The organism is Heliomicrobium gestii, assembly GCF_009877435.1.
Classification (GTDB): domain Bacteria; phylum Bacillota; class Desulfitobacteriia; order Heliobacteriales; family Heliobacteriaceae; genus Heliomicrobium; species Heliomicrobium gestii.
The window spans coordinates 12,643-27,852 of the sequence record NZ_WXEX01000016.1 but is presented as its reverse complement, the minus strand read 5'-3'; the positions used below and the strand labels follow the sequence as shown (position 1 = coordinate 27,852).

The window sequence follows — 15,210 nt, the reverse complement described above, 5'->3', positions numbered from 1 at the left end:
TGTCGAGATCCTTGTGGATAACCATTTTTTAATGATTGTGCTATCATAAGCATGAGGTGAACTCTACTTGCATATCGCTTTGCAGGAAAAGCTAAAAAGCCTGCCCGACAAGCCCGGCGTCTACCTCTACAAGGATGAGGCCGGACAGGTCATCTACGTGGGCAAGGCGATCAATCTGAAAAACCGGGTGCGCTCCTACTTCCAGTCGGCCCGCAACCTGACGGCGAAGACCCAGGCGCTGGTGGCCCGCATCTGCGATCTGGAGACGATCGTCACCGATTCGGAGTTGGAAGCCTTGATCCTGGAGTGCAACCTGATCAAGGAACATAAACCGCGCTACAATATCATGCTGCGCGATGATAAAACCTACCCCTATCTGATGGTGACCTTGCAGGAAACCTACCCCCGGCTCTTGATCACGCGGCGGCTGGAGAAGGACGGCGCCAAGTATTTCGGCCCCTACACCTCGTCGGGGGCGGTGCGGGAGACGGTGGAACTGTTGCGCACCCTCTTTCCCTTGCGGACTTGTTCCCGCCGCGAACTGGACCGGCGGCAGCGGCCCTGCCTCAACCACCACATCGGCCGCTGCCTGGCCCCCTGCGCCGGGCGCGTTCCCCGGCAGGAGTACATGACCATGATCGGCAGCATCATCGCCTTCCTGGAAGGGAAGGAGGATGAGTTGCGAAAACGCCTCCAACAGGAGATGGAGGAGGCCGCCGAGAGCCTGGAGTTCGAGCGGGCGGCGACGCTGCGCAACCGCATCCGGGCGCTGGAGCAGGTAATGGAAAAGCAGAAGATCGTCTCTGTCGACATGGCCGACCAGGACGTCATCGCCATGGCCCGCGGCTTCAATCAGGTCTGTGTGCAGATCTTCTTCATCCGCGGCGGCAAACTGATCGGCCGGGAACACTATATCCTCGAAGGCACCGACGAGATGGATCGCTCCGAGGTGATCACCGCCTTTGTCAAACAGTACTATAGCCGGTGCGACTTCGTGCCCCGGGAGATCCTGCTCCAGGAGCCGATCGAGTCGGCCGAGGAAGAGGAATTGATCACCCGGTTTTTGCGGGAAAAACGGCAGGGCCGTGTGGAGATCCGGGTGCCCAAGCGGGGCGACAAGCTCAAACTGATCGAAATGGTCGCCAAAAACGCCCTGCTCACGCTGGAGCAGCTGCAAAATGAGCAACAGCGGAAGAAATCGATGACCGAAGAGGCCGTCCTTGACCTGCAGCGTTTTCTCGGCCTCGACGAGCCGCCCTGGCGGATCGAGTGCTTCGACATCTCCAACACGATGGGCAAGGAATCGGTGGCCTCGATGGTGGTCTTCGAGGGTGGGGCGCCGAAAAAGAGCGACTACCGGCGCTTTCGCATCAAAACGGTGGAGGGGCCCAACGACTTTGCCTCCATGGCCGAGGTGCTCACCCGGCGCTTCAACCGCGCTCGCGAGGAGGCGCTGGAGGTCGACGCCGGCAACCTCGACCCGATGAGCGCCAAATTTGCCACCTTGCCGGATCTGGTCATCGTCGACGGGGGCAAGGGCCAGCTCAGTTCGGCTCGCGAGGCCATGGCCGGTGTCGGGTACGACTACATCACCACCTACGGTCTCGCCAAAGAAAATGAGTGGCTCTTTCATGAACACAACCCGAACCCGATCATCCTCCCCCGGGGTTCGCGGGCCCTTTATCTCATCCAGCGCATTCGCGACGAGGCGCACCGCTTCGCCATCACCTACCACCGGCAGTTGCGCGGCCAGGCGCAGACGGCGTCAGCCCTCGACGGCATCGCCGGGATCGGGCCGAAGCGGCGAACGGCGCTCCTGCGGCACTTCGGTTCGGTGAAGGCGATCGCCGCCGCAACGGTGGCCCAGTTGGCCGCTGTGGAAGGCATGACAGAGGAACTGGCGGAACGGGTGCTGGCGGTTCTACAGGGTTCCGCGGAAAGCGCAGGCGATGGAAAAACGGGGCACGCCGCTCCGTCCATGGGAAGAACGGGAGGTAAGAGATGAATTCGCTGATCCTGCGGTGGCTCCTCAACACACTGGCCTTGGCGCTGGCGGCGCTGTTTATCCCGGGGATCACGATCGCCGGCATCGTTCCGGCGCTCTTAGCCGCCCTCGTCCTTGGCATCATCAACGCCGTCATTCGCCCGATCATCTTTGTGTTGACGCTGCCGATCAACCTGCTGACCCTGGGACTCTTCACCTTGGTCATCAACGGGCTCATGCTCTGGATGGTCAGCGGATTGGTTCGCGGTTTTGAGGTGTCTGGTTTTGGCGCTGCCTTTCTTGGCGCTTTGTTGCTTTCGCTGTTCAGCACCCTCTTCAGCTGGTTCGTTCGCGACGAAGGATGACGCTGCGCCGCAGCCGGATAGAGGAATCGCGTTGTTTGCGTCAGGTGTTGTTGGATTTAAAAATTCGTCGCGCCTTGGCCGGTAAAAGCCACGCGCGGAAGGAGGAGCCTTTTTGCCGGAATCGACGGAACCAACGATTCAACTCGTCGCCATCGATGTCGATGACACCCTGTTGACGCCGGAGCTGCATGTCTCTCTGCCGGTGCAGCAGGCCATCGCGCAGGCGCGGCGACAGGGCGTGGCGGTGACGCTGTCGACGGGACGGATGTTTCGCGCCGCCCATCCCTTTGCCCGCCTGTTGGACCTGGACCTGCCGCTGATCGTCTACCAGGGCGCCATGATCAAGGACGGCGCGACCGGGGAAATCCTTCTGCACCGGCCCGTAGATCAAGAACTGGCCCTGGAGGTCCTGGATTTTTTGCGAGGTGAAGGTCTCCATGTGAACCTTTACATGGATGATCACCTGCACGTGGAGCGGATCGGTCCGGAGGTCCTCGATTACATGGACATGGCCCGGGTGCCGGCGACACTCGTCCGGGACCAGCGGCGCCTCCTGGAGCAGGCGTGCCCGACGAAGATCCTCGCCATCGGCGATCCCGAGCGGATGGCGGCGCTGGTGGAACCGTGCCGGCGGCGCTGGGGCGACCGGCTCTATGTGACCCGTTCGAAGCCCTACTACTTGGAGTTCATGAATCGCCAGAGCGGCAAGGGAACGGCTCTGGCCTTTTTGGCCGAGCGACTGGGGATTTCCCGAGAGTCTGTCGTCGCCATCGGCGATTCATACAATGATCTGGATATGCTCGCCTATGCCGGCGTCGGCGTGGCCATGGGCAACGCGCCGGACGAGGTGAAGGCCCATGCCGACTGGGTGGCGCCTTCGAATGACGCCGATGGTGTGGCCGCCGCGTTGCGCCGTTGGGTCCTTACGGCAAAAACAGACACATGATTGCCGGAAAATGGGGTTATCCTTGCGGGAGACGCCCCGTTTTCTTTTTCTCTCGCCGGCCCGATTCACCGGATGGAGAAGGATATTATTGGAATCGGGTCGAAGAGAACAGACAAGGAGTGTGATTCCGTGGGAATGCCCAAGTGGTTCACATCCGCCATCATCTATCAGATCTACCCCAGGGTGTATGGCATGACCGCTCAGCGATTCGGGACGCTGCGCGACATCCAGCGCGACTTGCCCCGGATCAAATCGCTCGGCGTCAACACCCTGTACCTGCTCCCCATCCACCCGATCACCCAGAAGTACCGCAAGGGCCTCTCCGGTTCTCCCTACGCGATCCGCGATTATCTGGCCGTCGCGCCGGAACTGGCGGAAGCGGAGGGGGAAGAGGCTGCGTCGACGGAAGCCGCCGCCGCGCAGTTCCGGGAGCTGGTGCAGGAAGCCCATGCCCATGGGTTGCGGGTGCTCCTCGATTTCGTGGGCAACCACTGCGCCCCCGACAATGTGCTTCTCGATCCCGCCAACCCGCCGGAAAAGGGCGGTTATCACCGGGAATGGTTTTTGTGGGATGACGAGTCCCGCCCCATCGCGCCGTCGGCCGACTGGTGGGACACGGCCGATCTGAATTATGGGATCCCTGTGGAGGGCAAACCGAATGCCCACCGGCTTGTCTATGACCGTGAAGCGGATCGGCGGGCCATGTGGTCGTTCATGACAGGCGTCCTCCAATACTGGGTCCGCGAGTTCGACATCGACGGCTATCGCTGTGATTTTGCCCATTGGGTCCCCCTCGATTTCTGGCGGGAGGCCATCGCCCAGGTCAAAGCGATCAAGACGGACACGGTGTTTATCGCCGAGGCTTATGATCGGATGGCCGACCTGCTTTCCGCCGGCTTTGACGGCATCTACGCCTTTGAACTCTACAACCAGTTGAAGAGCCTCCATGAGGAGATCCGGCGCGACGATCCCTACTATGAGGTGCAATATATTCGCAACAAAATCGAGTGGGAGCGCAGCCTGTACCTGCCGGGCCACCGGATGGTCCGCTATACGGAAAACCATGACGAGCCGCGCACCGTCGTGACCTACGGCGGGATCGAGCGCTCCAAGCCGCCGGTGCTCCTGGCGCTGACACTGCCGGGCGTGCCCATGCTGTATGCCGGGCAGGAAAACGGCGCCGCCGTCCGGCCGCCCCTCTTTGAAGGCAACTATGAGGCGACCTTTCTCCCCATTGACTTCGGGGCCAACAGCCCCTTGGCGTCCTGGTATCGCCATGTCCTGGCCATCCGAAGCGCGAAACCCTATTTGCAGGGCGACGAGATCCGTTTTCTCCCCATCAACAGCCGGAAAGCGACGGCTTTCCTCCGGCGCAACGGCGAGTCGATGGCTGTCGTGATCATCAACTTCAACAGCGAATCGCCGGGAGAGCGGCTGGAGGTTGAGCTGCCGCCGGAGGCGCTGGCCGCCTGCGCCGCCGCCGGCGGACAGCTGGTCGACCTCTTGACGGACGGTTCGCCGATCACCATCGAAGCTTATCCGAAGCAAAGCCGGAGAATCGCGATCTTTCTGCAACCGCTCCAATCGTCGATCTTGGAAGTGAGGGAAGAGAGATGAGCACGCTGTTTCCCCGACGATCCAGCGGGGTGCTCTTGCATCCCACCTCTCTGCCGGGCCGCCATGGCTCGGGCACAGTCGGCCTGGAAGCGAGGCGATTTGTCGACTTCTTGCAGGCCTCGGGCCAGACCCTCTGGCAGGTGTTGCCCCTGGGACCGACCGGTTTCGGTCATTCCCCCTATTCCGCCCTTTCCGCCTTCGCCGGCAACCCCCTCCTGATCAGCCCGGAACAGTTGTTTGAAGAAGGGCTGCTGAAGGAGGAAGAATTGCCGCCGGAACCGCAATCGCCGCCCCAGAAGGCGGATTTTGAGCGAGCCGAACGGGAAAGTGAAGGGTTTCTTCGCAACGCCTTTGAGCGCTTTCTCCAACGCTCCGGTGATCAAGAGGCGTTTCGTCAGTTCTGTGACGAACAGGCCGATTGGCTTGACGAGTATGCCTGTTACCGGGCGCTGAAGCGGCATTTCGGGGAGCGCTCCTGGCTCGATTGGCCCGCTGAATACGCTCGTCCCGACGGGCAGGAGCTGGAGCGATTCGGCCGGGAGCAGGCGAAGGAGATCGATTATCACCGTTTCGTCCAGTACCTCTTTTTCCGCCAGTGGCAAGAGATCCGCCAGTACGCCAACAGCCGGGGCATCCGCATCATCGGCGACCTGCCCATCTATGTGGCCATGGACAGCGCCGACACGTGGGGAAAGCGGGACATCTTCGAGTTGGATGAGCGTTCCCAACCCCGGGAGGTGGGCGGTGTGCCGCCCGATTATTTCAATGAGAACGGCCAACTCTGGGGCAACCCCGTCTATGATTGGGAGCGGCTCGATCAGACGGGCTACGCCTGGTGGATTCGCCGCCTGCGCCATGCTTTTCGCCTGGTCGATATCGTCCGCATCGATCATTTCCGCGGTTTTGAGGCCTACTACGCGATCCCCTATGGGGAAGAGACGGCCCGAAATGGCCGCTGGCGCAAAGGGCCCGGCGCCGCCCTCTTTTCGGCGCTGGAGGGGGCTCTTGGCGATCTGCCCATCATCGTCGAGGATCTGGGCGTGATCACCCCGGAGGTGATCGAATTGCGCGAACAGTTCGGATTTCCGGGGATCAAGCTGTTGCAGTTTGCCTTTGATTCGGGCGACGCGAATGGCAACGCCTTCATCCCCTTTCGCTATACCCAGAACTGCGTCGTCTTTACGGGCACTCATGACAATGACACGACCCTCGGGTGGTTTCAGCAGGCCTCGCCGGAGGACCGAAAAAAGGCGCTGGAGTATATGAATTCCGACGGCAGCGACATCGTCTGGGATTTCATCCGCCTCGGCCTGGCCTCGGTGGCGGACGCCTTCATCGTCCCGATGCAGGATCTGCTGGGGTTGGGGACAGCGGACCGCATGAACTATCCCGGAAGTCTGGAAGGAAACTGGCTCTGGCGCTTTCAGTGGGACCGGTTGCCCGAATCCACCGTGTCCAGACTCGCTTGTCTGACTAAGTTGTACGGGAGATAAAAGGGCGCTGATCCTTGCAGGACAACATATGGTACAATATCCTGTAAGCAATCACGGACGGCTCGGCCAGTTCCGCGCGAAATGTAGGGGGACGCCATGGAGAAAGGATCCGACAAAGCCGCTATTCAGATGGTGATCATCACCGGCCTCTCCGGCGCCGGCAAGTCGCAGGCGATCCGCGCTCTGGAGGATCTCGGCTTTTTTTGCGTCGATAACCTGCCGCCGAATCTGCTGCCCAAATTCGGCGAGTTGATCGTTCACTCGAAGGGCAAGATCACCAAAATCGCCCTCGTCATCGACATCCGGGGCGGCGAGTTTTTTGACTCCCTGAGCGACGGACTCCACCAACTGGGCGCCCAGGGGATCCAGTGCGAAATCCTCTTTTTGGAGGCTTCCGACGAGGCGCTCATCCGCCGGTACAAGGAGTCGCGACGCCGCCATCCCCTTTCCGGCGACGCCCGCATCTATGACAGCATCAAGCTCGAGCGGCAGATGCTGGCCGACCTGCGGGGACGGGCCGACAAGGTCGTCGACACATCGGACCTATCGGCCCAGCAGTTGAAGACGCAGATCTTTGAACTCTTCGGCAAGGACGCCCGCAATTCCCAACTCCGGATCACCATCATCTCTTTCGGCTACAAGTACGGCACGCCCCGCGACGCCGATCTGTTGATGGATGTCCGCTTTTTGCCCAACCCCTTCTATGAGCCGGCGCTCCGCAACCTGACCGGCAATGACGAACCGGTTCAGGAGTATGTGCTCTCGTCGCCGACGACGAAGGTGTTCATGCGGAAGTACTACTCGTTGTTGCGTTTTTTGCTTCCCCACTATACGAAAGAAGGCAAAAGCCACCTGGTTGTCGGTATCGGCTGCACCGGTGGAAAACACCGGTCCGTCACCCTGGCCAACCGTTTGGCGGCGGCGCTGGCCGATGAGGACTACGCCATCACCGTCAAGCATCGGGATATCGATAAAGATCGGGGAGGCGGCGAGGGTACGTGAAATGGCTCATGTGGTTTTATCCCGGGTTAAAGGTGAAGCGCTGGATGGCCCTTTCCTTTCTCGGGTTGATCCTGACAGGGACGAGCATCTCGCTGTTTTTTGACGGTGAGTTTTTCGGATACCTGGAAAACAGCCTGCGTCAGTTGTCGCGCGCCTATGATCACGGGGCGATGACCAGTCTGGGGGCCTTCATTTTCGCGATCGGGCTCTTTTTGCATATTTACGGCTTTATGGCCATGGTTCGTTCCATCTTCCAGGTGTTGGCGCCGGAGATGGACGCCCGGCTGGTGGAGGTGCTCTACCGGCGGCGTTCGCTGGAGCGGGGCCCCAAGATCGTCGTCATCGGCGGCGGAACAGGGCTGTCGGTGTTGTTGCGCGGCTTGAAGGAGTATACTTCCAACTTGACGGCCATCGTCACTGTTTCCGATGACGGCGGCAGTTCGGGACGCTTGCGCGATGAATTGGGGATGGTCGCCCCCGGCGACATCCGCAACTGCCTGGTTGCCCTGGCGGACACGGAATCAGATATGGACCGGGTGCTCAATTACCGTTTCGTCCAGGGAGATGGGCTGACCGGTCACAACCTGGGTAACCTGCTGCTCGCCGGGGCGACCCAGACGGCGGGCGGCTTTGAGAAGGCTGTCGACCTGATGAGCCGCATCCTGGCTGTCCGCGGCCGGGTGCTGCCGTCGACGCTGCACAATGTGACCCTTTGCGCCGAACGGTTGGACGGCGCCCATGTGCGCGGGGAGACGGCCATCACCGCTGACGGGCAAGGGATCCGCCGGGTCTACCTGGATCCCCCCGATTGTGAGCCCCTGCCCCAGGCCATGCAGGCCATCGAGGAGGCCGACGCCATCATCCTCGGTCCGGGGAGCCTTTTCACCAGCGTCATCCCGAACCTGCTGGTGGACGGCATCGTCCAAGCGCTGCGCAAGACGACGGCGCCGAAGATCTATGTCTGCAACGTGATGACCCAGCCGGGGGAGACGGACGGTTACACGGCGTCCCGCCATGTGGCGGCCATTCACCGCCACTGCGGCGCCAATCTGGTCGACGCCATCATCGTCAACACCGAGCCGGCGTCGAAGGCGCTGCTGCGCAAATACGAAGAAAAAGGCCAAAAGCCTGTTGTCATCGATAGCAAATACCTGGAAAAGCAGGGCTGCAAGGTCGTTCGCGCCCGCCTGATCAACAAGGAGAACTTCGTCCGCCATGACCCGGCCCGTCTGGCTCAGGCGATCATGGCCGCGGTGATCGGGGAAAAGGAGCGGCAGAGCCGGGTGGGGCTGGTTGATCGATTGCTGTACCGGCGCAAACTGGCCCGGTCGCCCCAACACCACCCCTGGCAGAACCGTGTGGAAGGCTAGGGCGCAGGAGTGAAATAAATTGTCTTTTTCCGTAGAAACGAAGGAAGAACTGGCTCGCATTCAACCTCGCCGCCGCTGCTGCCAACTGGCGGAACTGGCGGCGCTTTTTCGTATGGATGGATCCCTGCAGATCAGCGGCGAACAGGGCGTCTCCCTGACCGTCTCCACGGAGAGCGCCAGCTCGGCGCGCAAGATCTTCCGTCTGATCAAAGCCGTCTTCGGCTTGCAGACGCAGATCCTCGTTCGCCGGAAACGGCGGCTGAAAAAGAGCAACGTCTATGTCATCTCCCTGCCGGCCCGCGTCGGCGGCAGGGATGTCCTGCAGGAACTGGGGATCACCGACAGCCAGGGGGTCTTCTCCTTTGAACCTCCCTCCGAACTGCTGAAACGGCAGTGCTGCCGGCGGGCCTACCTGCGGGGCGCCTTCCTTGGCGGCGGGTCTGTCAACAGCCCGGAGGGAACCTATCATCTGGAGATCATCACCAATGATGAGACCCACGCCAAGACCCTCTCCGATCTGCTGCATCGCTTCGGCCTCTCGGCGAAGGTGAGCCAGCGCAAGGGATGGTTTATCGTCTACTTAAAGGAAAGCGAACAGATTGTGGAGATGTTGAGCATCATCGGCGCCCATACGGCGCTGCTGAACTTCGAGAATGTGCGCATCGTCAAGGGGATGCGCAACCAGGTCAACCGGCTGGTCAACTGTGAGACGGCCAACCTGAACAAAACCGTCGACGCCGCCCTGCGGCAAACGGAGATGATCCAGTTCGTGCAAAGTCGCGTCGGTCTCGGGAATCTGCCGCCCCAACTGCGGGAGATCGCCGAACTGCGATTGCAGTTTCCCGACGCCAGTCTCAAGGAACTGGGACAGATGCTCAACCCGCCGGTGGGCAAATCGGGCGTCAACCACCGCCTGCGCAGGCTCGAAAGCCTGGCCGAGGAGTTTTCCCGGCAGGGCGGCCTAGCGGAGGAGTGACCCATGGCCCGCCGCACCGTCGCCTATCCGGTGGCAGGGAAGAATTCTCTCCGCCATGTCTACGGCCATGTCCCGTTTTGGCGCGTCTTTCGCAATGTGCTGATCATCCTGCTGGCCCGCTTCGTCCCCTTTTTGGAACTGAAAAACAAGCTCTACCGCCTGCTGGGCATGGGCGTCGGCCAGGACGCCTCCATCGCTTTTATGGTGATGATGGATATCCTGCATCCTGAACTGATCACCATCGGCAAGGATTGTGTGATCGGCTACAACACGACCATCCTGGCCCATGAGTACCTGTTGCGGGAGTACCGCTTGGGCGAGGTGCGCATCGGCGACGGCGTGGTCATCGGCGCGAACAGCACCATCCTGGCCGGCGTCTCCATCGGTGACTACGCCATCGTGGCCGCCGGCGCTGTCGTGACAGCCGATGTGCCGCCGAACACCTTCGTGGCGGGTGTTCCCGCCCGGGTGATCCGCCAACCTGCCTATCCCGCGATTCCGGAGTGAGGGTAAGACATCATCAAGAGACGGCACAAGGGGGGATGGCTGGTGCGAGTCGGGTTGGGACAACAGATCGAGCAGGCGCAAAGGCTGGTCATGACCCCCGAATTGCGCCAGGCCATCGCCATTTTGCAGATGAATACCCTGGAACTGTCGATTTTTGTTGAGGGGGAACTGGCGCAGAATCCCCTGTTGGAGACCCTTGAAGTGCCTTCAGAAGGGGAGACGGAAACCCGGGAGAGTTTCGATCCGGCGCTGTTGCGGGACCCTGTTCCCGAGCGTGCGGAGCTGGCAGACCGGTCCTATGACGGCGGAGAATCACGCCGGCGGGACGATGTTGAGCCTTCGCGCTTCGAGCGGGAGACGCCGGCCCTGGGACCGAGCTTGCAGGAACACCTGGAATTGCAGCTGCGCTTGGCGATTTCCGATGGGCTGCGGCGCCGCGTTGGCGAGTATATCATCGGGAACATCGACGAGAAGGGCTACCTGCGCATCACGGCGACCGAGATTGCCGCCGCCGCATCGGTCGGAGAGAAAATCGTCCGGGAGATGATCGAGACGATTCAATCTTTTGACCCGCCGGGGGTGGGCGCTGGCGATCTCGCCGAGTGCCTGCGCATTCAACTGAGCCAGCAGGGGCGGTTGACGCCTCATCTGGAGCGGATCCTGGCGGAGCATCTGCCCGATGTGGCCGCCGGACGCCTCCACCGGATCGCCCAACGCTTGAAGCTAACCGTCGGGGAGGTCCAGGCGATGGTCGACCGGATCCGCGAACTGGACCCGAAACCGGGCGTTGGCTTCGGCGGCGAGCGGGAAAACCGGCCCCTTCTGCCGGATGTGATCATCGAGAAGGTGGACGGGGACTATGTGATCCTGGTCAATGACGGCGCCCTCCCCCGGTTGACAGTCAACCGGACCTACCGCCGGATTCTCCAGGAAGAGGGGTCAGCCAGGGAGGCCAAGCAGTATGTGGAAGACCGGTTAAACTCGGCCCTGTCGCTGATCCGGGCCATCGAACAGCGCCGGCTGACCTTGTATAAAGTGGTCAGCGTTATTCTCGAATGGCAACGGCCTTTTTTTGAGCAGGGCTTGACGGCGTTGAAGCCATTGACCCTGCGCGATGTGGCTCAGCAGGCAGGCGTCCATGAATCGACGGTAAGTCGTTCCGTGGCCAGGAAATACGCCCAGACGCCGCGGGGTCTTTTCGAACTCAAGTTTTTCTTCGACCACGGCGTCCGGACGGCGGTTGGTCAGGAAAATCCGGCGTCCGGGGCGATCAAGCCCCTGATTCGCCAACTCGTCGAAGCTGAAGACAAACGTCATCCCTTAAGCGATCAAAAAATCGCCGAAGCCCTGTGTGAACGAGGGATTTCCTTGTCGCGGCGGACGGTGGCCAAATACCGTGACGAGTTGGGCATCCCGGCGACGACCCAGCGCCGGCGCTACAACTGAACAGGTTCTGAGCTTCATCGCGAAGGCGAGCTGAACAGAAGGGGCTGCCTGAAGGAGGGACGGTCAAAGCAAATGCACCAAAAACAGTTCCTTCGACCGAGCGGCAACCGAAAAAAGGATATTGCGCGAAGGTTAAAGTTGACAGTTGTCGGTTTGTGCTGGAAGGAATTAAGTAGCGAATGTGGAATAGACTAAAACGTAGTACAGTGAGAACATTGGTTTGGGATAAGGAGGATTTTTTGAATGGCAGTCCGTATCGGTATCAACGGTTTTGGCCGCATCGGCCGGCTGGCGGCGCGCGTGGCCATTGCTAACCCGGAAGTGGAGATTGTCGCCATCAACGATTTGACGGATGCGAAGACAAATGCCCACCTCTTCAAGTATGATTCCGTTCACGGCACCTTCCAGGGACAGGTCGCAGTGAGCAGTGACAGCATAGAGATTGACGGAAAAGCGATCAAGGTCTTTGCGCAAAAGGATCCGGCTCTTATTCCCTGGGGTGACGCCGGAGTCGATATCGTCATCGAGTCGACAGGCTTCTTTGTTGACGGCGAAAAGGCTTCGGCCCACTTGCGCGGCGGCGCGAAAAAGGTGATCATCTCCGCTCCCGCCAAGAACGAGGATGTCACCGTCGTCATGGGCGTCAACGAGGACACCTATGATCCGGCGGCCCACCGGATCCTGTCGAACGCTTCCTGCACAACCAACTGCCTGGCCCCGGTGGCCAAAGTGATCAACGACCAGTTCGGGATCGTCAAAGGTTTGATGACGACCGTCCATGCCTATACGAACGACCAGAAGATCCTTGACCAGACCCACAAGGATCTGCGCCGGGCCCGCGCGGCGGCCATGTCCATCGTGCCCACCTCGACGGGCGCCGCCAAGGCGATCGGCAAAGTAATCCCTGAACTGGCGGGCAAGCTGAACGGTTTTGCCATGCGCGTGCCGACGCCGAACGTCTCTGTCGTCGACCTGGTTCTTGATGTGCGGAAGAAGACAACGGCCGAGGAGGTCAACGCGGCCCTGAAAACGGCTTCTGAAAGCGCGATGAAAGGCTTCCTGGGCTTTTCCGAATTGCCGCTGGTCTCCCGCGATTTCAACGGCACCACCTTCTCCTCCATCGTCGACGCCCTTTCCACGATGGTCATCGACGGCGATATGGTCAAGATCGTGTCCTGGTATGACAACGAATACGGCTACTCCTGCCGCCTGATCGACCTGGCCGCCTATGTGGCCGCCAAAGGGCTCTAATCGCTGCCGAGGGTCTTGTCAGCGTGGGCCGGCGGGAAGTGTGGCGCAAGCAACGTCCCCAACGGCGTGCTCCGGTGTTTTTCGAAAGAGGACAAACTCCATGGATTGACCATTGAACCGGCGGGGCCTCGCCCCGCCGGGAAATTGACGTTGGAGGTTTGGGCGTTGAACAAACAGACTGTACGCGATATTGATGTCCGGGGAAAAGGCGTCCTTGTGCGCGTCGATTTTAATGTTCCTGTCAACGAGGCCGGTGTGATCACCGATGACACCCGCATTCGCGCCGCCCTTCCGACCATTCAATATCTGATTCAAGAAGGGGCCAAGGTGATCTTGGCCTCCCATTTTGGCCGTCCCAAGGGCAAGGTCAACGACAAGTACCGCCTGACAACGGTGGGGGAACGGTTGGCGGAACTGCTCGGCCATCCAGTGAAAAAACTGGATGACTGCATCGGCCCCGAGGTGGAGGCTGTCGTGGGGGCGATGCAGGCCGGCGATGTGGCGCTGCTGGAGAATGTCCGCTTCTACCCGGAAGAGGAGAAGAACGATCCTGACTTTGCCCGCAAGCTGGCTGTGCTGGCGGACGTCTATGTAAACGACGCCTTTGGCACGGCCCACCGCGCCCACGCCTCGACGGCCGGCGTCGCCGCTTACCTGCCTGCTGTCGCCGGGTTCCTGATGGACAAGGAGATCTCGATCATGGGCAAGGCGCTGGCTGCGCCGGAACGGCCCTTCGTGGCCGTCATGGGCGGCGCCAAGGTGGCCGATAAGATTGCTGTGATCGATAATCTTCTGGACAAGGTCGACACGCTGATCATCGGCGGCGGGATGGCCAACACCTTCTTCTATGCCCTCGGGCGGGAAGTGGGCAAGTCCCTCTGCGAAAAAGACAAGGCCGATACGGCCCGGCAATTGCTCGACAAGGCCAAGACATCGGGTGTCCGCTTCCTCCTGCCTGTCGATGTGGTCGTCGCTGAAACCCTGGCCGCCGGCGTTCCGACCGCTGTCGTTCCAGTTGACGCCATTCCGGCGGACAAGGCCGCTCTGGACATCGGTCCCGAGAGCGTCACCCTCTTCGAACAGGCCCTGGCGGAAGCGCGGACAGTCGTCTGGAACGGGCCGATGGGCGCTTTTGAGACGGCGCCTTTTGATCAAGGCACCCTCGGTGTGGCGGAAGCCATGGCCAAGGTGAAAGGCGTGTCCATCATCGGTGGCGGCGATTCCGTGGCGGCAGTGGAAAAAGCCGGCCTGGCCGATAAGATGACCCATGTGTCCACCGGCGGCGGCGCCTCCCTGGAGTTTTTGGAAGGACGCGAACTTCCCGGTGTGGCGGCGCTGGCCGATCGAGCGTGACAAGAGACGCCGTTAAGGCGGTCGAGTAAGACGCCTTCAACGCACACGAGAAAGAGAACCGAGCGGAGACTGAATCCAGATAAGGGTGTGAACGTATGCGGACACCTGTGTTGGCAGGCAACTGGAAGATGTACCTGACACCGGCTGAGGGCCGGAAGATGGCAGAAACCTTGCGTTCCCTGGTCGCAGAATGCGCGGGTAGGGAGATTGTCCTTTGCCCGCCCTACACCGCCCTCTCGGCGGTGTCGGAAGCGCTTGAGGGAACGAATGTTTTCGTCGGCGGCCAGAACATGCACCCGGCGCGGGAAGGCGCCTTTACCGGCGAAATCGCGCCGCCCATGTTAATAGCCCTCGGTTGCCGTTATGTCATCATCGGCCATTCGGAACGGCGCCAGTATTTCGGCGAGACGGACGCGACGGTGGCCGAAAAGGTCCGGTCGGCTTTGGCTGAGGGGCTGATTCCCATCGTCTGTGTCGGCGAAACGCTGGAGCAGCGGGAAAAGGGAGTCACCGATCCCGTCGTGGAGATTCAGGTCCGCCAGGGATTGGCCGGCCTGTCGCCGGAGGAACTGGCCGGCGTCATCATCGCCTATGAACCGATCTGGGCGATCGGGACGGGACGCACTGCATCGCCCGATGATGCGCAGCAGGTCTGCGCCTTCATCCGTTCCGTGCTGGCCGGACTGGCTGGCGACAAGGCGCAGGAGACGCGCATTCTCTACGGGGGCAGTGTGAAGCCGGAGAACATCAAGGAATTGATGAACCGGCCGGACATTGACGGCGCCCTCGTTGGCGGCGCCAGCCTCAAAGCCGAATCCTTCGCCCGCATCGCCCGCTTCGAGGAACAGTAAGCGAAGAAGAACCGTAAACGAAGAAAACGCGCAAGCGACGGCATTCAAG

The 15,210-nt window shown here is 60.9% G+C and carries 13 protein-coding genes; all 13 read left to right on the top strand.

The window, feature by feature from the left end; translation table 11 throughout:
• Positions 1–73: 73 nt before the first annotated feature.
• The 13 genes from uvrC to tpiA all read left to right on the top strand — a co-directional run bounded on the left by uvrC (position 74) and on the right by tpiA (position 15,161).
• Positions 74–2,005 carry an excinuclease ABC subunit UvrC gene (uvrC, locus tag GTO89_RS15505; RefSeq protein WP_328793932.1) on the top strand — a complete coding sequence of 644 codons (1,932 nt, stop codon included), beginning with the start codon at positions 74–76 and terminating at the stop codon, positions 2,003–2,005.
• Positions 2,002–2,349: a phage holin family protein gene (locus GTO89_RS15500; RefSeq protein WP_161263009.1), complete on the top strand. Its 348-nt coding sequence runs from the start codon at positions 2,002–2,004 to the stop codon at positions 2,347–2,349. The genes uvrC and GTO89_RS15500 overlap by 4 nt, the downstream gene beginning before the upstream one ends.
• Before the next feature lie 112 nt (positions 2,350–2,461).
• Positions 2,462–3,295, top strand: a complete 834-nt coding sequence (locus tag GTO89_RS15495; RefSeq protein WP_161263008.1) for a Cof-type HAD-IIB family hydrolase — start codon at positions 2,462–2,464, stop codon at positions 3,293–3,295.
• A gap of 135 nt (positions 3,296–3,430) precedes the next feature.
• Entirely contained in the window at positions 3,431–4,912 is a 1,482-nt protein-coding gene (locus GTO89_RS15490) for an alpha-amylase family glycosyl hydrolase (protein ID WP_235920525.1), read from the top strand.
• Complete coding sequence (gene malQ / locus GTO89_RS15485; RefSeq protein ID WP_204758277.1) at positions 4,909–6,405, top strand: 4-alpha-glucanotransferase; 1,497 nt, start codon at positions 4,909–4,911, stop codon at positions 6,403–6,405. The genes GTO89_RS15490 and malQ overlap by 4 nt, the downstream gene beginning before the upstream one ends.
• 96 nt (positions 6,406–6,501) lie before the next feature.
• Positions 6,502–7,407 (top strand): RNase adapter RapZ, encoded by a 906-nt coding sequence (rapZ, locus tag GTO89_RS15480; RefSeq protein WP_161263006.1) that lies wholly within the window; start codon positions 6,502–6,504, stop codon positions 7,405–7,407.
• Entirely contained in the window at positions 7,404–8,777 is a 1,374-nt protein-coding gene (locus GTO89_RS15475; RefSeq protein WP_161263005.1) for a gluconeogenesis factor YvcK family protein, read from the top strand. Before rapZ ends, GTO89_RS15475 begins: the two co-directional genes overlap by 4 nt.
• A gap of 19 nt (positions 8,778–8,796) precedes the next feature.
• On the top strand, positions 8,797–9,753 hold the full coding sequence (gene whiA, locus GTO89_RS15470; protein WP_161263004.1) for a DNA-binding protein WhiA: 957 nt from the start codon (positions 8,797–8,799) through the stop codon (positions 9,751–9,753).
• A gap of 3 nt (positions 9,754–9,756) precedes the next feature.
• Positions 9,757–10,260, top strand: a complete 504-nt coding sequence (locus GTO89_RS15465; protein WP_161263003.1) for an acyltransferase — start codon at positions 9,757–9,759, stop codon at positions 10,258–10,260.
• Positions 10,261–10,302: 42 nt separating this feature from the next.
• On the top strand, positions 10,303–11,706 hold the full coding sequence (gene rpoN / locus GTO89_RS15460) for an RNA polymerase factor sigma-54 (RefSeq protein ID WP_161263002.1): 1,404 nt from the start codon (positions 10,303–10,305) through the stop codon (positions 11,704–11,706).
• 243 nt (positions 11,707–11,949) lie between these two features.
• On the top strand, positions 11,950–12,957 hold the full coding sequence (gap, locus tag GTO89_RS15455; RefSeq protein WP_161263001.1) for a type I glyceraldehyde-3-phosphate dehydrogenase: 1,008 nt from the start codon (positions 11,950–11,952) through the stop codon (positions 12,955–12,957).
• 165 nt (positions 12,958–13,122) lie between these two features.
• The gene (locus tag GTO89_RS15450) at positions 13,123–14,310 is read left to right on the top strand and encodes a phosphoglycerate kinase (protein WP_161263000.1); all 1,188 of its coding nucleotides are present in this window, start codon (positions 13,123–13,125) and stop codon (positions 14,308–14,310) included.
• A 95-nt stretch (positions 14,311–14,405) separates the two neighbouring features.
• Positions 14,406–15,161 (top strand): triose-phosphate isomerase, encoded by a 756-nt coding sequence (gene tpiA, locus GTO89_RS15445; protein ID WP_161262999.1) that lies wholly within the window; start codon positions 14,406–14,408, stop codon positions 15,159–15,161.
• Positions 15,162–15,210: the final 49 nt, after the last annotated feature.